Origin of the sequence: Microbacterium sp. Leaf159 (genome assembly GCF_001423615.1) — a bacterium.
Taxonomy (GTDB): domain Bacteria; phylum Actinomycetota; class Actinomycetes; order Actinomycetales; family Microbacteriaceae; genus Microbacterium.
On sequence record NZ_LMOU01000002.1, the window covers coordinates 552,066 to 573,023 of the forward strand.

Genomic DNA, 20,958 nt, shown 5'->3' on the forward strand with positions numbered 1-20,958 from the left:
CTGACTTCGATTGCGAGGAGGCGGCACCATGAACGCACGACACATCGACGACCGATCCGATGAGGGGTACACCCCCACGACGACCCATGCGGAGTTCGGAGAGGGCAACCCGCGGTTGCGCGTCTCGCGCGACGATCTGCGCTCCGAGTTCGCCCTCGAGGCCGACGTGGTGCGCATCGGCTCTGCGGCCGACAACGAGCTGCGCCTCGACGAGTCAGACCCCGTGCACGCCACGATCACGCACGACGACCGTGATGAGTACGTCGTGGAGCTTCATGGCGAGGGTGAGATGAACACCAACCCCGACGCGGATGCCACGCACCCCGGCGAGCGCAAGCAGACCCTTCGCACCGGAGCGCGCTTCACGGTCGGACCGTGGGAGCTCGTGTTCGCGCGCGACGAGTTCGCCGACCATGGACGCCCGTATGGCGGACGCAAGGGCGGCGAGTACTCCGATCAGCCGCTGCAGCCTCCCCGCCCCGACTACGAGGATGCGGCGAGCGTCGAGACGGATGCGCCGACGCACGCCGACTCCGCGGAAGAGAAGTGACGACGGAGCAGTCCGCGCTGGGTCGTCTGAGCGAGGTCGCTGCGGAGCGCGGACTGCGCGTCTGCGTCGTCGAGTCGCTCACGTCCGGACGCCTCGCGAGCACGATCGGGGCGGGTGACGATGCCGGGGAATGGTTCGCCGGCGGGATCGTCGCGTATCTCACCGACGTCAAGGAGCGCCTGCTCGGTCTGACACCCGGGACGGACCCGTACTCGGCCGAGTGCGCGGAGCATCTCGCCGAGAGCGCGCGACGCCTGTTCGACGCCGACCTCTGCGTCTCGACCACCGGCGTCGGCGGTCCGGATGCCGAGGGGGGTCATGAGCCGGGAACCGTCTACGTCGGGTGGGCGACGGGCGACGGCGTCGGCCACCGGATGCTGGCGCTGACCGGCGACCCTCAGCAGATCCTCGACGAGGCCGTCGACACCGCGACGCGGCTGCTCGCGTTCCACGCCGAGGGGATCCGCCCCGCGGGGCCCCGGCGAGCGGGGTCGGCTGCGGCATCCGTCTGAGCGCGCTCGTGCGCGGACGTTGAACTCGGCTGTGCCCGAGCGCTGAGTGCTGCTGTGCTCAGCGCCCGGGTACGAGGCCGATCCGCAGCGGCGCCCCCGGCGCGGATGCGGCGGCGATCGCCTCATCGATCGCTGCCAGCTGACGCACCTCGCCCACCGCGTCTGCGAAGGGATAGGCGCGCCCTCGACCGGCGAGGAAGGCGACGGCCTCGGCCAGCTCGGCGCCCGTGTAGTTGTGCACTCCGGTGACCGTGACCAGACGTCGCACGATGCTCTCGGCGTCGAAGGGCACGGGGTCTGCGGGGAACACGCTGCCGACGAGCACGACCGTCCCTCCGGTGCCCACGCCCGCGAGGGCCTCGGACACGGCATGCCCCGATGCCTCGATCACGACGTCGGGATCGCGGTCGAGCTGCCCCGCTCCGAACCGCGCGGCGAGCGCGAGACGGGCGGGCGCGGGGTCGAGAACCTCGACGGTCGCCCCGTGCTCCACCGCGATCGCCGCGGCGGAGAGCCCGACGAGGCCCGCACCGTGGATGCGCACAGTGGCGCCGTCGAGGTCATGGTCGCGCGCCGCTCTGGCCACGGCGGCCCAGGCGGTGGCGGTGGCGCAGGAGGCGGGTGCGAGCACGGATGCCGGAAGCGACTCGGGCACCCGAACGATCGCCGTGCCGGCTCGCACCTGCACATGGGTGCCGAAGGCGCCGGTGAGGTCTCCGTGCACGCCGATCCGGTCGTGGCCGTACTTGCCGAGGGTGCGGCACTTCTGCGTGAGGCCGCTCGAGCAGCGATCGCACGTGCCGCACGAGATCGTCACCGACCAGACGACACGATCGCCGATGCGCAGCGGACTGCCGTCGACCGCGGTCGCGCCCGCATCGCCCGTCGCGATCACCCGCCCGACGCTCTCGTGACCGAGCACCAGCGGCACGGGAGCCGACCGACGACCCTGCACGGTGTGCACGTCCGATCCGCAGATCGTCGACATCTCCACCGCGACGAGCACATCGTGGTCGGCCAAGGCGACGCCGGGCACCGCGATCATCTCGTGGGCGTGCCCCTCGCCGATCCACACCATCGCGGTCGCGGCCGGGCGCAGGGCGACGTCCCGACGGTGGCCGGGCGGACGGATCAGCAGCGTTCCCATGTCCTCGCCCGACTCAGACGGTGGCGACGAGGGGCAGCAGACCGCGTTCGGCCAATGCGCCGTGCAGCCCCGTCACATCGGCGAGAACCGCGTCGGCCCCGGCCCCGGTGAGCGCGCGGAGGTCGTGGGCACCGGTGAGCACGCCGGCGACGAACCCCGCCCCGGCACAGCGACCGGATTCGACGTCGCTGACGGTGTCGCCCGCCACCGCGACGGCTGCGACCGAAGACGTCTGTGTGCGGATGACGGCGGCGAGCACGAGGTCGGGCGCGGGGCGCCCTCGGCCGGCATCGACCGGCGACAGAGCGAGATCGACCAGACCGTTCCAGCCGAGACCGTCGATCAGCGCATCCCGCGTCACAGGTGCGAATCCCGTCGTCAGCACGACGGCGAGGCCTGCATCCTTCAGGCCCTGGATCGCATCGGCCGCCCCGGGTATCTCGGTGACTCCCTGTTCGGCGACGATCTCGGCGTACGCCCCTTCGAACGCGGCAGTGGCGCGCTCCGCAGCGACGCGATCGCCCCCGGCGAGATGCGTGAACACGTCGATCTTCGACTGGCCCATCGTCGCGCGCACGTGAGCGAGGGCGTCGTCCCACGGCATCCGGTCGGCGACTCCGGTGCGCTCGGCCGCGCGCTGGAAGGCAGTCTCGACCACCCCGTCGTCGAGCACGGTCGTGCCGGCCATGTCGAGGACGACGAGTTCGAGTGCACGGGGTTCGTCGCGCGGAGTGGTCATGGTGTTCCTTCCATTGCGGGTGTCCACCCGAAGGCGGTGGTGAGATTCTCTTCGGCGAGCCCCAGACCCGTGGTCATTCCGATGCCGGTGGTCGCGGCGAGCACCAGCACGCCCTCGTCGGCCCTGTCGATGAGGAAGTCCTGCGACGCCTTGGCGTAGACCCCCTGCCAGCGTTCCAGCACCCGAGGTGCCGGCATGTCGAACAGCGCCTCGGCCTCGGCGAGAAAGGCGGCGAATGCGGCTTCGGGCTGGAAGGGCGCAGGCACCGTCGACGTGGCGTGCGAGTCGCCGATGATGAGCGTGCCGTCGGGCAGCTGCGTGTACATCTGGTTGAGGTCGAGGGCTGCGAGATCGGGGCGCTCGGCATGCAGGCGCTCCCGCAGCGCGGCCGTCGCCTCGCCGTCGGCGAAGCGCCCGTACCGCACGAGCGACCAGCCCGTCAGCATCGGCGCCGAGAGCGGATGCCGGAACGTCACCGCCGCGCGCATCATGTCGAGTGCGCAGCGCACGACCCCCACCCGCTCGGCGACTTCGGGCAGCAACTGGTCGATGTCGTGGTTCACCGCGACGACGACCGCACCGGCCGTGATCGCACCGCGGGTCGTGTCGACGCGTCCGCGCGCCACCGCGGTCACGGCGGTGCGGAAGCGGAACTCGACACCCAGGCTCGCGAGGTGGCGGACGATGGCCGCGGCCGCAGTGCGAGGGTCGGTCTGCAGGTCCGTCTCGATGTGGGCTCCGCCGACCAGCCCGTCCGCGCGCAGCGGTGCCAGTCGCAGCAGCTCGTCGGCCTCGAGCATGCGGATGCCGCCATCGGCCGCCGCCCGTTCGAGCACCGCGATCTCGTCGGCGTGACGGGCTGCGACCAGGGTGCCGGATTCGCGCAGCCAGAAGCCGGCGTCGCGCGACAGGCGCAGCCACAGGTCGCGGGAGGCGTCCGCATAGCGGCGTGCCTCCCCGGTCTGCGCCCCGATGCAGAGGTGGCCGAAGTTGCGGATGGTCGCGCCGACCGGAGCATCCGCTCTGTCGACGACGATGACACTCAGGCCTCGTCGCACGGCCGCGAAGGCTGCGCCGAGACCGACGATGCCGGAGCCGACGACCACGAGATCGGCGGAGTCGGTCGTGAGCGCAGCGCGGGTCATCGGAACACCTTGCGCATCCACATCGCGAGCCCTTCGACGACGAGCACCGTCACGAGGATCATCAGCACGATCGCGGTGACCGTCTCGTAGCGCGATCCCTGACTGGCGTTGAGCAGGTAGTAGCCGACCCCGCCGCCCCCGACGATGCCGAGGATCGTCGCCGCGCGGATGTTCGTGTCGAGCATGTAGAAGCTGTGGCCGATGAGTGCCTGCATGCCCTGCGGCACCGTGGCCGAGGTGTAGGTCTGCAGACGCGTGGCACCGACGGCGCGGAGCGCGCGCTCCGGCCCTCGATCGACCTCTTCGAACGAGTCGGCGATCAGCTTGCCGAGCAGTCCGATGCCGCCGATCGCGAGGGCGATGACTCCGGCCTGCGCGCCGAGCCCGGTGATCACGACGAGCACGATCGCGAGGATGAGCTCGGGGATGCCGCGGATGCCGACGAGCAGGAAGCGCGCCACGCCTCGCGCTCCCGAGCTCGGTGCGACGTTGCTCGCAGCCAGCGACCCGAGGATCAGCGAGGGCAGCAGGGTGAGCACGGTGGCGGCGAGTGCGATCGCGACGGTGTCGCGCATGGCGGTGAACATCGCCGAGGCGTCGTAGCTGCCGAACGACGGTGGCCAGAACTTGGCGGCGACCTCGGGGAGCTTGGCCCAGAACGTGAAGAAGTCCATCCAGTTGATCTGGCTGACGATGACGCTGCCGACCACCACGAACACGGCGATCACGACCCCGGCGGTGTTGCGCACGCGCTCGGCCGTCCACGGCCGACGCACGGCGGTCTGCGGAGTGGCCGCCCACGCGGGGCTCATGCGCGCTGCGTCGCTCGCCCGGACGCCGAGGCGCGGGTGGATGAGCCGGTCGATCCACGAGCGGGTGTGCTTCTGCTGTCCGAGCATCGCGCCACGCACCATGCTCGAGACGATCTCCATCACGACGCACAGGATGAAGATGACCAGCGCGATGCCGAGGCCCTTGCCGTAGTTGAGCGCCTTGAACGCATACGACATCTCGAGTCCGAGACCCGCGACGCCGACGTAGCCGAGCACGACGCTGCCGCGCAGGTTGATGTCGTTGCGGTGCAGCACGGTCGCGACCCAGCTCGGGAGCACCTGCGGCAGGATGCCGGAGGCGAACTCCTGCATCTTCGACCCGCCCGCGGCGCGGATCGCGAGACGGGGTCCCTCGTCGATCTGCTCGATCGCATCGGCGAACATCTTCGAGATCATGCCGATCGAGTGGATGCCGATCGCGAGGATGCCGGGCAGAGTGCCCAGCGAGAACATGAGCACGAAAGCCATGGCGAGCACCACGTCGGGAAGCGCGCGAGTGAGCACTCCCACGAATCGCGCTGCGGCACGCCATCCGTTGCCCGGCGTCGTGTTCGATGCGGCGAGGTACGCGATCGGCACCGAGAGCACCGCGGCGAGCAGGGTTCCGACCAGTACGAGTCCGACGGTGAGGGCGATCAGCCAGGCGAGATCGCCGGGCTCGGGGAATGAGAGGCCCCCGACGCGGGCCATGAAGTTCTCGGCGTTGCCCCAGCTCTGCACCATCGCGGGGATCGAGATGCCGACCTCGTTGACCGCGAGGACGCCGAGCACCAGCAGGGCGAGCAGCGTGAGTCCGGCGGCGATGCGCTCGGGCGAGACGGGGCGTCGGGGGGCGCGGTCGCCGACGCCCGCAGAGACCGCGCCCGTGATGGCGCCGGATGCCGAACGTGCGGCCGGTGGGCCGGAGAGCAGAGTCACGAGACGCGCGCCCTCTCGGTCAGCGCGGCGTCGATCTCGGCTGCCTCGACGACGACATCCGCCGTGACGTCGGTGAGTTCGGCCCGCACGGCCTGGATCTCGGCGGTCGTCGTCGCGACACGTCCGTAGATCTCCATGACCTCGGACTTCGTCAGGTCGGTGGTGGGCACGTCGAGCACGACCTCGCCGTGCCGCAGGCCCACGATGCGGTCGGCCCACGAGATCGCGAGGTCGACCTGGTGCAGGCTGCAGACGACGGTGAGCCCCTCGTCCGCGGCGATCTCGCGGATCAGCGCCATGACCTGGTCGCTGGACTCGGGATCGAGAGATGCGACCGGCTCGTCGGCGAGCAGGATGTCGGGCTTCTGCATCAGTGCGCGGGCGATCGCCACGCGCTGCTGCTGTCCGCCCGAGAGGGTGTCGCTGCGCTGGTAGGCGCGATCGAGCAGGCCGACCCGGTCGAGATGGCCGAGGGCGCGCAGCTTCGCTCCCTTCGAGTAGCCCCACAGACCGAGTCGGGGCCCGCGGACCTCGGACAGCGATCCGGTCAGCACGTTCTCGAGAACCGTGAGCGAGGGCACGAGTTCGAACTGCTGGAAGATGAAGCCCACACGGCTGCGGAGCCGACGAAGAGCCTTGCCCTTCAGCGCGGGAACCGGGGAGCCCAGCACCTCGATGTCACCGGAGGTCGGAGTCTCGAGGCCGTCGAGGTGCCGCAGCAGCGTCGACTTGCCCGAGCCCGAGAGGCCGAGCAGCACGACGATCTCGCCGCGTGACACCTGCAGCGACACGTCCTTGAGCGCCGCCGTCGAACCGAAGTTCTTGGTCACGCCCGCCAGGCGGATCAGGGCATCGGATGCCGCATTCATTGCATTCTCCTCGTGAATCTCTGAAGTCCGATCGTTGAGCGAGTGAAGCGAGACGAAACGCGGTGAGTCTCCAGCGCGTTTCGTCTCGCTCGCTTCGCTCCCTCGCTCAACGAACGGGAGCGAAGCGGACGTCGGGCGTCAGCCCTGGCACTGCTCCGCTTCGGTCTCCTTGCAGATGTCGCGGATCAGGTCGTAGTACGCGTCGTCGACCGGCTTCGTGGCGTAGAAGACGCTGCGGAACGAGTCCGTGTCGGCGCTGTCGATGCCCGCGGCGATGATGTCGTCGATCGTGATCTCGGAGAGTCCGTCGATGAGCTTCTTCGAGACGTCATCGGGAAGAGTCGAGGAGTAGACGAGCGGCGCACCGGGGACCATCGTCTCGTCGATGACCTTCACGGCATCCGACTTCTCGACCTCGGAGTCCTCCGCGAAGCCGACCTCGCACTCGACGCCCTCGCCGACCTTCTGCACGCTGACGTCGTGCTTGCCCGCGAAGACCGGCGTGATGTCGGTCTTGGGGTCGATGCCCGCTTCGAGCAGGTTGTACGACGGGAAGAGGTAGCCCGACGTCGACGACGGGTCGACGAAGCAGACCTTCTTGCCCGCGAAGTCCTCGATGCTCGAGATGTCGCTGTCGGCGGGGACGATCGCCTGGGAGTAGTACCCGGGCTCCTGGCCCTCTTCGGTCACGATCGAGGAGATCGGAGTGAGCTTCGCGCCGTTGTTGGTCGCGGTCACGTAGGTGAAGCCCGAGAACGAGGCGACGTCGACCTTGCCGGCCACGGCGGCCTCGATGAGAGCCGCGTAGTCGGTGGACTCGTGGTACTCGACGGTCTTGCCTGTGAGGTCGGCGATGTAGTCCATCAGGGGCTGGTAGTTCGTCTCGGTGTCGACCGAGTCGGGCACGACGCCGAAGACGAGCGTGTTCTCGTCGACCGCGAATCCGCTGGCGGTGGACGACTCGTCAGCACCGGACGAGCCGGTGGCCTCTGCGGAGCCGGAACAGGCAGCGAGGCCGAGCGCGAGGATCGCGGCGCCGGCGAGTACGGGGAGAGCGCGGAGCTTCATGAGGACCTTTCGAGGTGGGAGGGGTGATCCACGAGCAACTCTGACAGTCCGAACGTCGAGATATGTACCTAACTCGGAAGAGTTCAGGCGTCGTTCACCCGCGATTTCCCAGGATGAACACGCGCGGAACGGTCGCGAGCCTCATTCGTGCGCGAAGTAGTATGCCTATGTGGCCGAAGCTGTATACACCCAGATCGCCGACGACCTGCGCGCGCAGATCGCCGTCGGCATCCTGCGCCCCGGCGACGATGTGCCGACCGAGGCGGATCTCGCGGCGCGATGGCAGACCTCGCGCGGCCCCATCCGCAATGCACTGGCGGCGCTGAAGCGCGAAGGCCTGATCGAGACAGGACGAGGGCGCCCCGCACGCGTGGTGGCGCGCAAGGCCAGCCAGGCTGTCGACATGTCCGTGCCGTTCACGCGCTGGGCGCGCGATCTCGGGGTCACCCCAGGGGCACAGACACAGGAGCTGAGCCTTCGCCGGGCAGGCGATCGCGCAGACATGCTCGGTGTCGCGGCGGACGACATCATCGTCGGCGTCGTGCGGCTGCGCCTGCTCGACGGGCGGCCCACGATGCTCGAGCGGCTGTTCTACACCGAGGCCGTCGGACGCCGACTGTTCGACGTGGACACCGACGAGATCTCGATCACGGAATACCTCGGCTCTGTCGGACACCCCATCGTCGGACTCGAGCACCAGATCGATGCGGTCGCCGCAGACGAGCAGGATGCCGCGTTGCTGCGGGTACCTCAGGGGACGCCGATCCTGCGGTTGAGCCGCATCTCGCGCGACGCCGACGGACGCATCTTCGAGGCGTCGGAGGATCGCTACCTGAGTGAGGTCGTGCGCTTCACGGTCGCAGCGTCCGGGATATCGACAGACGGTCACTACATGCGCGCAGTGGGCGGCTAAGAGCCGGGGCAGCCGACTTCTCATCCGTGGGGGAGAGAAGCCGATCGCGAGCGCGATGGGGATCAGATTCCAAGGACCGCGCTCGCGATCACAGCGCTGGGGATGCGCTATTTCTGGGGTATACCCAATGTAAGCGTCCGGCTACACCATGGAACACGGCCTAATGTCGAGACATCCCCTAGACCTTCGTCTAGTATTTCGCGATCGAGGCCCGGATTTCCGCGGTTTTTCACGACGAGTGCCGGTATATGCCTGACGCCGGAAGTGCTCGCGAGTGCCCGTTCGTCAGGGCTTCGCGACGGATCGGGCGATCGGCAGACGTGCGGCCACGACCCATCGACCATCGACTTCTCCGGCACTGAACTCACCGCTCGCGCCGAGCACCCGCTCGGCCATACGGCCGATTCCGGTGCGGCTGGAGGAGAGCTCACGCCGCGGCGTCACCGACAGGGGGCTACTCACGGTCATCCGCGCCATGTCGTCGTCGACATCGAGTCTGATCTCGATCTCGCCCTGGCCGGCGTACTTGAGGATGTTGGTGGCGGATTCGCGCATGATGCGCGCGAAGATGATCTCAGCGGCCCGGGGGATGCGCTCGTCCGCGGGATCTCCGTCGAGCAGTACCGAGTGCCCGGCGGATTCGAATTCCTGCTTCGCCTCATCGATGGATGCGGCGAGGTCGCCGGTCGGCATGCCCTCGGAGCGAGGGCCGTCGTCGGCGAGGTCGATCACGAAGCGGAGATCGGTCATCGCCTTGCGGGCGGCGATCCGGATCGCCTCTTGCGAATCGGTGCTGGTGCGATCGTCGTCGAGCATCTGCACGTGCAACGACACCACGGTGAGGTGGTGCGCGATGCTGTCGTGCAGCTCGCCGGCGATCCAACGTCGTTCGGCGAGTACTGCTTGACGCTCCTGCTCGGCCTTCTCGGCCAGCTGCACTTCGAGGGTCCGCCCTCGGGCGAACGCGATGCGAAGTGCGAAGCCGACGGCACCGGATACTGCGGCGCCGACGAGGAAGATCGCGATGTTGAAGGCATCCCTCGAGTCGCCAGTGACGACCAGTGCGGATGCGAGGAGGAAGACACCGGCATAGGACAGGACCAAGGAGGTCCACCCCAGACGCACGATCAAGCCTGCCGCGAAAGCGGCGACCGTGAGCACCTGAGCTTCGATGCCGGGGATGAAGGAGAGTGCGAACACCACGCCGAGGGCGTATGTCGCGATCAGTGGGGACCAGAGATACAAGGCCAGGACCGCTGTGGATGCGAGCCCGATTGCCGCCGTCAGCGGCTCCAACCCCGGAGGGAGGAACAGTCCGACGAAGTCGAAGATGAAGATCGTCCCGATCACCACCAGTACGGCGATGCGTTCGATCGTGCTGAGCTTCTCGCCCTTACCGAGTCGGGTGACGTCTGTGCGATCACCCGCAGAAAGACTTGAAGCCATACTTCAGTATCTCCTTTCCGCCAGATATATTAACGGTAGAAGCCGAAGAAGAGTCCAACCTGGTTCCAGAAAGACATAGAGATTCACCTCCTTTATTGCACTTTTGACTAGCGATGCATTCATCTTCTCGGTGATCTGCACGCCGCACATCTGTCTCTCGTCTAGACCTCACTAGCCAAAAGTCCAATACATCGCGTCTGAGGTCGCCCCCGGTTAGGCTTCCTGCATGTCGCAAATCCGCGTTGTGATCGTCGATGACGATCCCCTGGTGCGCTCCGCGCTCTCCCACTTCGTCTCGCGAGACCCCGAAATCACGGTGATCGCCGAGGCCGAGTCGGGGTTGGAGGGCATCGAGGTGGTGGAACGCGAGCGCCCTGACGTCGTGATGATGGACGTGCAGATGCCCGAGATGAACGGGATCGAGGCGACTGCGATCATCAGCGAGCGCTGGCCCGAGATCAAGATCCTGGCCGTGACCACGCTGGATGGCAGCGACACGGTGCTTCCGATGCTCAGCGCCGGCGCGTCCGGCTACCTGCTGAAGGACTCGAGTGCGGCCAGCATCCTCGAAGGCGTGCGTGAGGTGTACAGCGGTGCGAGCTCGCTGTCTCCGAGGATCGCGTCGCTGCTGATCAAGCATGTGCGCGATACCGAGCCGGTCGGTAGCGACGGCACCCTGGAAGTGCTCACCGAGCGTGAGCAGGAGGTGCTGCAGCGTCTGGCCCAGGGCATGTCGAATGCCGAGATCGCGCGGACGCTCATCGTCTCGGAGGGGACAGTGAAGGCCCACCTCGGTCGCATCATGTCGAAGTGGCACGTGCGCGATCGCGTGCAGATCCTCGTCACCGCAGCGCACGCCGGGCTCGTCGAGTTCCGCTGAGTCGCTGATTCGCTGATTCGCTGATTCGCTGATTCGCTGATTCGCTGATTCGCTGAGCAGGGTGGCCCGCCTGCATCAGCTGACCCGTCACGGTGGTTCCTGAGCGGGAGTTGCTCGGCGCTTCCTGCTGCTCCTGCTGATCCTGCTGATCCGGGCGCCAAGAAGACACATCGATGACCGCGAACGCCGTGCGGTGCGGCGCGGTGCATGCCGAATCACTCGGTGTTCGCGCGTTCCAGCCGATGCGAGCAAGGTTCAGCCGGTGAGGGCGGGTTGTTCAGCCGGTGAGGGCGCGGGTTTCGGCTGATGCGAGGGTGCTTTTCGGCCGATACGTGCGGGGGTCAGCGATCCGTGGCGTATCCGCGGGAGGCTGAGTCTCGGGGTGCGCCATCGTTGCTCGGGATCCCACCACTTCGGGCCCCGCACCTGCGGGAGACCGGCGTCCATCCGGATCTCCCACCCCGAGCTCCCGAGGGATCGGTGATGCCACCAGCACAACGGCACACCGTTATCCGTATGCGTCGGCCCACCTCTCGCATGCTCAACAACGTGATGGATCTCACACCACGACGCCGGGACGTGGCATCCGGGGATGAGGCATTCCTTGTCGCGGGCGACGATCGCCCGGCGTTGATGCACGGTGAACACCCGATCCGTTGTCGAGATCCCGATGATCCTGCCCTCATCGAACAGGACTCGTTGGATCGTCCCGGCGCATCCGATGTGCGCGGCGACGGAGACNCCCGCCATTACCGCCCGCTTCGCCGGCAGCAGGCCCGAAGGCCGCCCCGGAGCCGTGACCAAGGTGAGCGGCGAGGTCTTTCGCATCGACGTTCACGACGAGGACGGGTGATGACCCACCGAGGGTGGGCATGTCGTTGTGTCGGGCGGCGATCGCGCAGATCATCGCGAGGGCATCGTGGCGCTTCTGGGCCGCGGTGCGGTCGTCGAGCACGCACCGGGGGTCCGAGTTGAACGGATCCGCGCCGTCACCGTCGGCGCCACCCTCCGCCTGCGCCTCTGCGTTCGCCTCCGCTCCCCCGTCCGCATCCGCATCCGCATCGACGTCAGTGTCAGTGTCGGCATCCGCCCCATCGCTGGGTGCGAAGTGCACGCCGGGCATGGGTGGGCCGTCGCCTTTCGGGTTGAGGATCGCGTCGATGATCAGCTGCAACTGCGCCGCGACGTCCGGGGTCATATACCCGCGGATCGCATGCACACCGTCTTTGAGACGGCCTATCGTGATGCCCCGCCGACGCTTCGAGTCCTCATCCTTCGGTTCCTCGCCGTCCGGGTCGAACATCGACGCGAGATCCTCCGCAAGCGCCTTCAAGTCCTGCGCCGTCGGCGCCGGACCCGGCGCATCAGCCCCGAAATCGTCAGCATCGGCATCGTCAGCATCCGGGTCATCGTCGACCACGACACCGTGCCCGCGCGCGCAGCCCGCCAAAGCGACATCCGCCGCCAGACGTTGATCGACCGTGAGCCGATCCCACACCTTCTCGATCGGACCCGTCGCCGCGAGAAACCCGGCCACCCCGACCACCCCGTCCAGCAGCGCGAGCCGCAGCTCGGACCAGCGGGCCGGCATCCGCTCCCCCGAAAGGCTCGTCGGGCGCCGCACCAGATCGACGACCGTGTCGACCCGGGACGCTCCCCGCACATCCACCCGCACCGTCCGCTGCAACAACTCGTTCAACCCCCGACACCCCGCCGAGTGCGGGAAGTCCACTGCATCGCCCGTCGCGATNGGCTTCCGCACGGCGGAAGACCGCACCCGCACCCTGCAACACCGTGACCCGATCCGCGTCGGTCAGCCCGGCGAGCGCGTCGTCGGACAGCACCGTGTCGAGGTCGGCGATGACCCGATCCAGAAGCTCCACGGTGCTGTTCATACCCGTAAGTCAACCCGGAACCACCGACACTCAAGACCCGAAACCGCCCCGTTTTACCCCAGATCAGAGCCGTATTCCAATCTCCCAGAATGGTGCGTCGAAGCGGGATCTGCGGTGCGTCGGGACGAAGCGAGACCAGGCGGATATCACGGCTCGGAACGGCTCGGCGAGACAGCGGCTGGGCACTGTCGTTCGGATGAAACGAGACCACGCGGATGTCACGGCTCGGAACGGCTCGGCGAGACAGCGGCTGGAAGCTGTCGTCACGACGAAACAAGACCGGGCAGATGTCACGGCTCGGAGCGGCTCGGAGCGACTCGCCGAGACAGCGGCTGGGCACTGTCGTCAGGACGAAACAAGACCACGCAGGCGGCACGGCTCGGAGCGACTCGCCGAGACAGCGGCTGAAGCTGTCGTCCGGATGAAACGAGACCACGCAGGCGGCACGGCTCGGAGCGACTCGGAGCGACTCGCCGAGACAGCGGCTGAAGCCGTCGTCGCGACGAAGCGAGACCAGGCCGGCGTCACGGCTCGGAGCAGTCAACGAGACGGTGAATGGAACGGGAGTGAGACCGTCGGCACGCCAAGCGGATGAGACGAGCATGACCAGGCGGGTTCGGCGAGCCCGATGGGCAGGTCCGGCAGGGGCGGAGCCGGTGAGCAGGACGGGAGAAAGCGGGCAGGGCCGATCGGTCAGCCCCGCACGGACTCCGCTTTCAGGAACACGTCGACCGCATCCTCGCTATCGAGCACGAAGCCGTGCCTCTCATACAACCGTCGTGCAGGGCTCCCTTGCAGCACGTTGAGGCGGAACAGCTGCCCATCCGCACCACGCTCCACCAGAACCTCAGCGAGCACCGCAGACCCCAGCCCGCGCCCCTGAGACCCCGGTGCCAGGTAGAAGTGCTCGATCCACACGGCGTCGGGTTCGCCCCGGACCGCGATGAGTCCGACATCCTCTCCGTCCACGACGATCACCCTCGTGTGCTCCGGAGCGAACGCATCGAGGAACCGCTGCCGCACGCGCACAGGGTCGTACCTGCCCAGGCGCTCCAGATCGGGGCGCATCACGATCGCTCGCAGCTCCGCCATCCACGGAGCATCCGACGAACTGCTCGCTCTGAGACTCCACGCGACTGACACGACATCCATCCAATCACCCGATCCACCTGACGCACTCCGCCGGCAACGAGGCAAGGCGATGCGAGTCCCTACAGCGCGAGCAGCACGATTCCGGCGGCGACGACGGCGGATGCGGCGATCCGCCATCCCGGCCTGCTCTCCTTCAGCGCGAAGACGCCGAACAGCGAGACCAGCACGACACTGACTTCGCGCAGCGGGGCGACGAGGGCGACAGGCGCGATCTGGATGGCGGTGAGCACGAGGATGTACGACAGCGGCGACAGGATGCTGAACGCCACGATGCGTCGCCACTGCGTGCGTCCGAGAGTGCGGACGGCCGCCCACCGCCCGCGGACGCCGATCGAGTAGAACGGGATCTCGAGCAGCATCGTGCCGACCATGAACGCGACGGGCGACAGGTTCCAGGTGCGCACGGCGTTCGCATCCCAGATCGTGTAGACCGCGATCGCGACACCGGTGAGGAGGCCGAACAGGAGCCCGGGGTCGATGGCTGGCCGCGAGCGGGATGCGCGTCCACGGTCGACGAGGCCGATCGCGACCACTCCGAGGATGATCGCCGCGACGCCGACGAGCGCGAGGGCGGAAGGGCGCTCCCCCAGCAGCAGGACGGCGACGATGACCGACAGGAACGGCCCGGTGCCCCTCGCCGTCGCGTAGACCGTGGACAGGTTGCCTTCGCGGTACCCGCGCTGGAGCACCGCCATGTAGACCACGTGGAGCACCGCGGACACCCCGACGCCCAGCAGGAAGCCGCGCAGGTCATCGGTGCCGAGACCGCCGGTGAACGGGATGACCCCGATCCAGACGGCCGTGCCCCCGACTGCGCCCCACCACAGGAACGGCATGCCGGCCTTGCTCACCCCGTGGGCGATGACGTTCCACGCGGCGTGGGTGATCGCGGCGGCGAAGACGAGGGCGAAGGCGAGAGCGGACATGCGAGACCCTTCCGTCCATCGCGGGGCGCGACGAACAGGGTCCTCCGGGCTTTTGTCCTGTCAGATGACGGCACCCCTGCGGAGGGACACCGTGGCGCCGCTCGGACCAGACGGGACGAACCCCGGAACCCTAGGCGCTATCGGGACTCACGGTACCGGCCGATGGTGACCGGGAGGTGAACGGCGCACGAGCGCGAACCCGGATGCCGGATGCCGGATGCCGGATGGGCAGCGAAGCGCCCGGCACGGGATCCGTGCCGGGCGCCTCACGTCGATCGTCAGCTCATCAGGCCTGTGGTCTCCCGGCGACGCACGCGCGAGATCAGCAGCACGAGCGCACCGATCGCGAGCAGCGCGAGCGCCCAGCCCAGACCGGTGATGACGCCACCGGTCGTCGCGAGGACGTCGAGGTCGACCGTCGCGGTCGCGGCCGCCGTGACGATGATCGTGCCCGCGGCACCGCTCACCGTCGCGACGTTGACGACCCGCCCCTCGGCGACATCCGCCGTCGTCAGCGTGTAGCCGATCGGGCCGCACGCGGCGGTGTCACCGGGCGCGAGGTCGGGCACGTCGCACGCCAGCACCCCTCCGAGCTTCGGGTCGTCGATCGCGATGGCCGTCAGCGTGCGTGCCCCGGTGTTCGTCACGGTGAAGCGGAACTGCACCGTGTCACCGGCGTCCACCTTGCCGTTCCCGTTCACGTCGGCGTACTCGCCACCGGTCTTCGCGAGCGCGATCGCGGGCTGCACCTCTAGAGGCGTGACCACGGTGTCGTCCACGGTCGGCGGCACAGTGCCGGTTCCCGTCCCCGTCGCCGTGGCGGTGTTGACGATCTGCCCCGCGTCGATCTCGGCCTGGGTGAGCACCGCGGCCGGCCCGTCGCACAGCGCCGACTCCCCCGGAGCGAGATCGGTCGTGTCGCAGACGACGTCCCCGTTCAGGCGCGGATCCGACACCGAGACGCCGGAGAGCGTCGTCGTGCCCGTGTTGGTCACGGTGAACGTGTAGGCGATGGTGTCGCCGGCATCCGTCCGCCCGTTGCCGTTCGCGTCGACGACGGCCGCAGCCGACTTCAGCAGCGTGAGCGCATCGGTGCCGACCACGGTCACGTCGGCGTCATCCGTGCCCTCGGCACTGCCGGCGACCGACTGACCGGTCGCCGTCGCGGTGTTGCGCACGATGCCGGCGTCGACGTCATCCTGCGTCAGCACGTACTCGACGGGTCCGCAGTCGACGTCGTCGGTCGGCACGAGCGCGAGACCGTCGAGCGCGGGGCAGTCCACGACGCCGCCGAGCAGCGGATCGTCGAGAACGATGTCGGTCAGAACGGTCGTGCCGGTGTTGCTGATCCGGAACGAGTAGGCGATCGTGTCGCCGGCCCCGATCATCCCGTCGTCGTTCGCGTCGACCGGCTCGCCGGGAGTCTTCGTCAGCGAGATGCCAGGAGTACCGGCGAACAGCACCTCTGCGGAGGCGTCGTCGCTCACGGCACCCAGCGGTCCGGTGCCGGTCGCAGTGGCCGTGTTCGGACGGCTGCCGTTCTCGATGTCCGCCTGCGTGAGCGTGTAGGTGAACGGCCCGCAGTCGCTGGAGGCTCCGACGCCGAGTTCGCCGATCGTGCACAGCACTCCGGCTCCGAGCAGCGGGTCGGTGATCTCCACGTCGCTCAGAGTCGTGTTGCCCGTGTTGCTCGTCGTGAACGTGTACTGGACCGTGTCACCGGCGCCGATGAACCCGTCGCCGTTCGCGTCCTGCACCAGACCGACATTCTTCTGCAGGTCGATGCCTGCCGTCCGGTCGATGTCGGCGGAGGCGGATGCCGTGTCGGACACCGTCCCGACCGGGGCGTCGGCCGTGACCGCTGCCGTGTTGCGCACGACACCCGCGTCGATGTCGTCCTGGGTCAGCGTGTACTCGACCGGCGCGCAGGTCACGGATGCGCCCGGAGCCAGCGAGGCCCCTGCGAGCGCCGTGCACACGACCGGTCCGCCCAGCATCGGATCGGTGATCTGCGCGTTCGTCAGGGTCATGGTGCCGGTGTTCGTGACGGTGAACGTGTAGGCGATGGTGTCGCCGGACGTCACCTGCGCGCCGCCGTCGACGTCGATCACCGTGCTCGGCGACTTCGTCAGCACGATGCTGTTCACGGCGGGAACCGTCACGTCGGCCTCCGCGCCATCGGTCGCCGTGCCCAGAGCGGACTGGGCGGTGACGGATGCCTCGTTGTGCACCGTGCCCGCATCGATGTCCTGCTGTGTGAGCGCGTAGACCACCGGCGCACAGGTCACCGAGGCACCGGGTGCGAGCGGTGCGCCGAATGCCGCACAGGCCACCGCTCCCCCGAGCAGCGGGTCTGTGATCGCTGCGCTCGTGAGGGTGACGGTGCCGGTGTTGCGCACCGTGAACGTGTAGGCGACAGTGTCGCCGACGTCGGTGCGGCCGTTGCCGTTCGCGTCGACCGGGGCCGCTGCCGTCTTCACGAGCTCGACCTGCGGGGTGCCGGAGACGGGGACCTCGACCGTCGAGGTGTTGTCAGACGGATCGGGGTCCGGCGTCGTCGACGTCACGGTCGCGGTGTTCGAGAGTGTCGCGCTCGCGATCGCCGGGTCGACCGTGCCGCTGACCGTCGTGGTGAAGGTCGCGCCGACGGCGAGAGCGCCGACCGCGCAGTCGAGCTGCGCCGCGGTGATCGTGCATCCGGCGGTGGGCGTCGTCGGGTTCAACAGGCCGACGGGCAGGGAGTCCGAGATCGCGACAGCGGATGCCGGACTCGGACCGTTGTTCGTCACGACGATCGTGTACGTGATCGGCGAGTTCACCGCAGCCGGGTTCGCCGAGCTCGTCTTGACGATCGACAGGTCGGCCGACGGCGTCACGACGACCGTCGAGGTGCCGGTGTTGTCGGAAGGATCGGGATCGGGTGTCGGCGAGGTCGCCGTCGCATTGTTGGTCAGCGTGCCGACTGCGGTCGCGGTGGCCGTCACGGTCAGCGTCGCCGATTCGCCGGGGAGCAGGGTGCCGACGGTCCACTGGTGGTCGGCGGGCGACCAGGTTCCCGCGCTCGGCGTGGCCGAGGTGACCACGAGCCCGGCCGGCGCGACCTCGGTCACGACGACGCCCGCTGCGGCGGACGGCCCGTCGTTGCGCACCGTGATCACGAAGCTCGCCACCCCTCCCAGCGGGATGCTCGGGGTCGACGTCGTCTTCACGACGCTGACGTCCGCGCTCGGGGTGAGCGCCACGTCGACGCTGGAGGTGTTGTTCGCCGTCACAGGGTCGGGCGTCGCCGAGGTGGTGGTCGCCGTGTTGCGGATCGTGCCGGAGGCGGTCGCCGCCCAGGTGCCGGCGATGTTCACCGTGGTGGACGCGCCCGGTGCGAGGTCTCCGAACGAGCACGTCACTGCGCCTGTGCCGATGGCGCAGTCCGCGTCGTCGACCGAGATGGCCGTGAACCCGGCGGGCAGGGTGTCGGCGAGAGTCGCGCCGCGGGCGACCGACGGGCCGCCGTTGGTCACGACGAGCGTGTAGGTGAACGCGCTGCCGGGTGTCGCCGTCGCCGGAGCGGACTTCTGGATGCTCAGGTCGGCGCTCTGCACGATCTCGACGTCGGCCGAGTCGGAGTTGTTCGTCGTGTCGACGTCATCCGCCGGCGAGGCGATCGACGCGGTGTTCGTCGCGAGCCCTGCGGGTGCATCCGCGTCGACGACGGTCGAGACGACCACGTTGACGGGGCCGCCGACCACGAGATCCGCCCAGGTGCAGCGGATCGAACCGGTGGTGAACGAGCAGACGGCCCCGGCGGGTCCGGTGACCCCGGTCACGGTGAACCCGGCGGGCAGGGTGTCGTCGAGCACCGCGTTGACGGCATCCGAGTCGCCGAGATTGCTCACGGCGAGGGTGAAGTCGACGGTGCCGCCTGCGGCGACCTGGGCGGCGGAGGCCGTCTTGGTCACCGCCAGGTCGGCGATGATGTCGGGCTGGAAGCTGGTCGAGTCGACGTTGTTGCTCGGGTCGGAGTCGGGTGTGCTGCTCGTGACGGTCGCCGAGTTCTGCACGACGGCGTCAGCGCCGGAGGCGATCTCGACGACGATGGTGGTGGTCACCTCGGCACCGGGAGCGAGGGTGCCGATCGCGCAGTCGACGATGCCGGATGCCACGGTGCAGGCGCCCTGATCGGACACGACGCTCACGAATGTGGTCTCGGGGTCGAGCGGATCCGTGAGGCGCACATCCCGCGCCTCGGACGGACCGTCGTTGCGGGTGATGAGGGTGTAGGTGACGTTCTGCCCTGCGACGGGAACCGCCGGAGCGAAGGTCTTGGTCACCGACACATCGCTGATCGCGGTCAGGGTGCCCGACGCGGTCGCGGTGTTGTTGGCGAGGTTGACGTCGAATCGCGACCCCGACACCGACGCGGTGTTCGTGAGTGCTGCTCCCGGCTCGAACGAGGGCGAGACCGTTCCGGTCACGGTGATCGTCGCGCTGGCGCCGACCGCGAGGTCGGGAAGGGAACAGGTGATCGTGCCGCCGACCGTGCAGGTTCCGCCGCTCGGCGTGGCCTGCACCGCCGTGAATCCGGCGGGCACCGCATCCGTCACCGTGACCCCTGTCCCCGTCTGGGGTCCGTTGTTCGTGACCCCGATCGTGAAGGTCGCAGGCTGCCCCGCGACCAGCGGACTCGTGGCGAGGGTCTTGGTGATCGCGAGATCGGCCGCCTGGTTCACCGGCGTCAGGGCCTCCTGCGTCGTCGACGTGCGATCGACGTTCGTGACGGGCTCGCGGAACGCGACCCGCGCCTCGTTGACGATCGTGGTGCCGGCGGCCTCTGTCCTGACCTTGGCGTCGAACGTGTACGACGTGACCGCGTCGACGCCGACCGAGCCGCCGGCCGTGGCTGTGCCGCCGTCGCCGAGGCGCACCCGCAGCGTGCGGGTGCCGCCCGTGTACTCGCCCCGATCATCGCCCGTGGCGTCGGTGAGAGCGCCGGCGCCGGGGCCGCTCACGATGCGGATCGAGCCGGGCACGAAGTCGATCCCCGCGGGAAGGACGTCGGTAGAAACCGACTGGAGAGCCGGGTTTCCGCCGTCGTTGCGGGTGGTGACGGTGTAGCGCAGAGTGTCGCCGATCTCGGCCGAGGTGCCGCCGCGGGTGAGGTTCGCCACCGACTTCGTCGAGATGAGGCAGGGCCCGGTGCCGAAGGAGATGTCGTCGAGCAGGTTGCCGACGGAGGCGTTGCCGGTCGCGCTGCTGACCGCCTGGAATCCGAAGCGCGTCGTGGTCTGGCCCGCGGGCACGGTGTACGAGCCCGTGTGGGTTCCCCAGGCCGCGGTGCCGTCGGTGAGCGAACCGCTGACGTTGACGAGCGTGCCCCCCGGCACGCCGATCATCACGCGCATCGTGTCGTTGCCCTCACGACCGCGGTGCTTGAGCGACCAGTACAGGGTCTGCCCCGGCGTCGTCGCGACGTCCTGGTAGAGCATGCTCGCCTGGGTGGCGTTGAGCTCGGCGAACTGCGAGCCCTGGCCTGCCGGATAGTTGCGCGGATTGCCGGGGGAACGCCACAGTTCGATCTGATTGTCCGTCGCGGTCGTGAACCAGCCGGGCACGAGCGCCTCGTCGGCGATGATGACCCCCGAGGCGAACACGGGCTGCTCGAAGCTGCCGTTGTCGAGCGACAGCGACCCCGCGCACTGCGTGGGGTTCTGAGCGGCCGACGCCGCAGTCGGCGCCACGGTGTCTGTGACCACCGTGAGTCCGACCGCGATCAGAAGTGCTGCCGTCGCCCCGGCGATGGCGCGACGAATGGATGAGTGAGCGTGTACAGACACTGCCGTCCCCGGTTTTCTCCCCCGAGGTCTCCCCGCATCGTTCGGAACGACACACCTCGCGCCTCGACCCTAGCCGCGGAGGTCGCTTGGATTCAGTGTCGTATCGAACGCCGATATCTGATCGATACCGGTATTCC

Annotated in this window: 15 protein-coding genes and 1 pseudogene; 5 read left to right on the forward strand and 11 right to left on the reverse strand. The window is 68.6% G+C overall.

Going from position 1 to position 20,958, the window contains the following annotated elements; all coding sequences use genetic code 11:
* Positions 1-28 precede the first annotated feature (28 nt).
* Positions 29-550, forward strand: a complete 522-nt coding sequence (locus tag ASF80_RS16315) for an FHA domain-containing protein (protein WP_056313034.1) — start codon at positions 29-31, stop codon at positions 548-550.
* Complete coding sequence (locus ASF80_RS16320) at positions 547-1,062, forward strand: CinA family protein (RefSeq protein WP_056313037.1); 516 nt, start codon at positions 547-549, stop codon at positions 1,060-1,062. The genes ASF80_RS16315 and ASF80_RS16320 overlap by 4 nt, the downstream gene beginning before the upstream one ends.
* Before the next feature lie 58 nt (positions 1,063-1,120).
* Here the strand turns inward: ASF80_RS16320 and ASF80_RS16325 are convergent, their stop codons facing one another.
* The 6 genes from ASF80_RS16325 to ASF80_RS16350 all read right to left on the reverse strand — a co-directional run bounded on the left by ASF80_RS16325 (position 1,121) and on the right by ASF80_RS16350 (position 7,781).
* On the reverse strand, positions 1,121-2,209 hold the full coding sequence (locus tag ASF80_RS16325) for an alcohol dehydrogenase catalytic domain-containing protein (RefSeq protein ID WP_056313039.1): 1,089 nt from the start codon (positions 2,207-2,209) through the stop codon (positions 1,121-1,123).
* 13 nt (positions 2,210-2,222) lie between these two features.
* The gene (locus tag ASF80_RS16330) at positions 2,223-2,948 is read right to left on the reverse strand and encodes an HAD family hydrolase (RefSeq protein ID WP_056313042.1); all 726 of its coding nucleotides are present in this window, start codon (positions 2,946-2,948) and stop codon (positions 2,223-2,225) included.
* Positions 2,945-4,093 carry a TIGR03364 family FAD-dependent oxidoreductase gene (locus ASF80_RS16335; protein ID WP_056313044.1) on the reverse strand — a complete coding sequence of 383 codons (1,149 nt, stop codon included), beginning with the start codon at positions 4,091-4,093 and terminating at the stop codon, positions 2,945-2,947. The genes ASF80_RS16330 and ASF80_RS16335 overlap by 4 nt, the downstream gene beginning before the upstream one ends.
* Entirely contained in the window at positions 4,090-5,844 is a 1,755-nt protein-coding gene (gene phnE, locus ASF80_RS16340) for a phosphonate ABC transporter, permease protein PhnE (RefSeq protein WP_235560025.1), read from the reverse strand. The genes ASF80_RS16335 and phnE overlap by 4 nt, the downstream gene beginning before the upstream one ends.
* Positions 5,841-6,713, reverse strand: a complete 873-nt coding sequence (gene phnC, locus ASF80_RS16345; protein WP_056313046.1) for a phosphonate ABC transporter ATP-binding protein — start codon at positions 6,711-6,713, stop codon at positions 5,841-5,843. Before phnC ends, phnE begins: the two co-directional genes overlap by 4 nt.
* Positions 6,714-6,851: 138 nt before the next feature.
* On the reverse strand, positions 6,852-7,781 hold the full coding sequence (locus ASF80_RS16350; RefSeq protein WP_056313048.1) for a phosphate/phosphite/phosphonate ABC transporter substrate-binding protein: 930 nt from the start codon (positions 7,779-7,781) through the stop codon (positions 6,852-6,854).
* A 169-nt stretch (positions 7,782-7,950) separates the two neighbouring features.
* On the opposite strand from ASF80_RS16350, the gene ASF80_RS16355 reads away from it, so the two are divergent.
* A complete protein-coding gene (locus tag ASF80_RS16355; RefSeq protein WP_056313050.1) occupies positions 7,951-8,694 on the forward strand; it encodes a GntR family transcriptional regulator in 744 nt (247 codons plus the stop codon).
* Positions 8,695-8,979: 285 nt separating this feature from the next.
* Here the strand turns inward: ASF80_RS16355 and ASF80_RS16360 are convergent, their stop codons facing one another.
* Complete coding sequence (locus tag ASF80_RS16360; RefSeq protein ID WP_056313052.1) at positions 8,980-10,140, reverse strand: sensor histidine kinase; 1,161 nt, start codon at positions 10,138-10,140, stop codon at positions 8,980-8,982.
* A 226-nt stretch (positions 10,141-10,366) separates the two neighbouring features.
* Between ASF80_RS16360 and ASF80_RS16365 the strand changes: the two genes are divergently transcribed.
* Together ASF80_RS16365 and ASF80_RS19475 are read left to right on the forward strand one after the other, a co-directional pair.
* Positions 10,367-11,020, forward strand: coding sequence for a response regulator (locus tag ASF80_RS16365; RefSeq protein ID WP_235560026.1), 654 nt, complete (start codon positions 10,367-10,369; stop codon positions 11,018-11,020).
* A 537-nt stretch (positions 11,021-11,557) separates the two neighbouring features.
* Positions 11,558-11,761, forward strand: a 204-nt coding sequence (locus ASF80_RS19475) for a hypothetical protein (RefSeq protein ID WP_235560027.1), incomplete at its 3' end; no start/stop codon positions are given.
* 1 nt (position 11,762) lies between these two features.
* On the opposite strand, the pseudogene ASF80_RS19605 reads toward ASF80_RS19475, so the two are convergent.
* The 4 genes and pseudogenes from ASF80_RS19605 to ASF80_RS16385 form a co-directional block, all read right to left on the reverse strand.
* Positions 11,763-12,611 (reverse strand): annotated as a pseudogene (locus tag ASF80_RS19605) (DUF222 domain-containing protein); the annotation flags it as partial.
* 997 nt (positions 12,612-13,608) lie between these two features.
* Complete coding sequence (locus tag ASF80_RS16375) at positions 13,609-14,007, reverse strand: GNAT family N-acetyltransferase (protein ID WP_235560028.1); 399 nt, start codon at positions 14,005-14,007, stop codon at positions 13,609-13,611.
* Between the two features lie 119 nt (positions 14,008-14,126).
* Positions 14,127-14,993, reverse strand: coding sequence for an EamA family transporter (locus tag ASF80_RS16380; RefSeq protein ID WP_056313060.1), 867 nt, complete (start codon positions 14,991-14,993; stop codon positions 14,127-14,129).
* 278 nt (positions 14,994-15,271) lie between these two features.
* Positions 15,272-20,821, reverse strand: coding sequence for a DUF11 domain-containing protein (locus tag ASF80_RS16385; RefSeq protein WP_056313062.1), 5,550 nt, complete (start codon positions 20,819-20,821; stop codon positions 15,272-15,274).
* Positions 20,822-20,958: the final 137 nt, after the last annotated feature.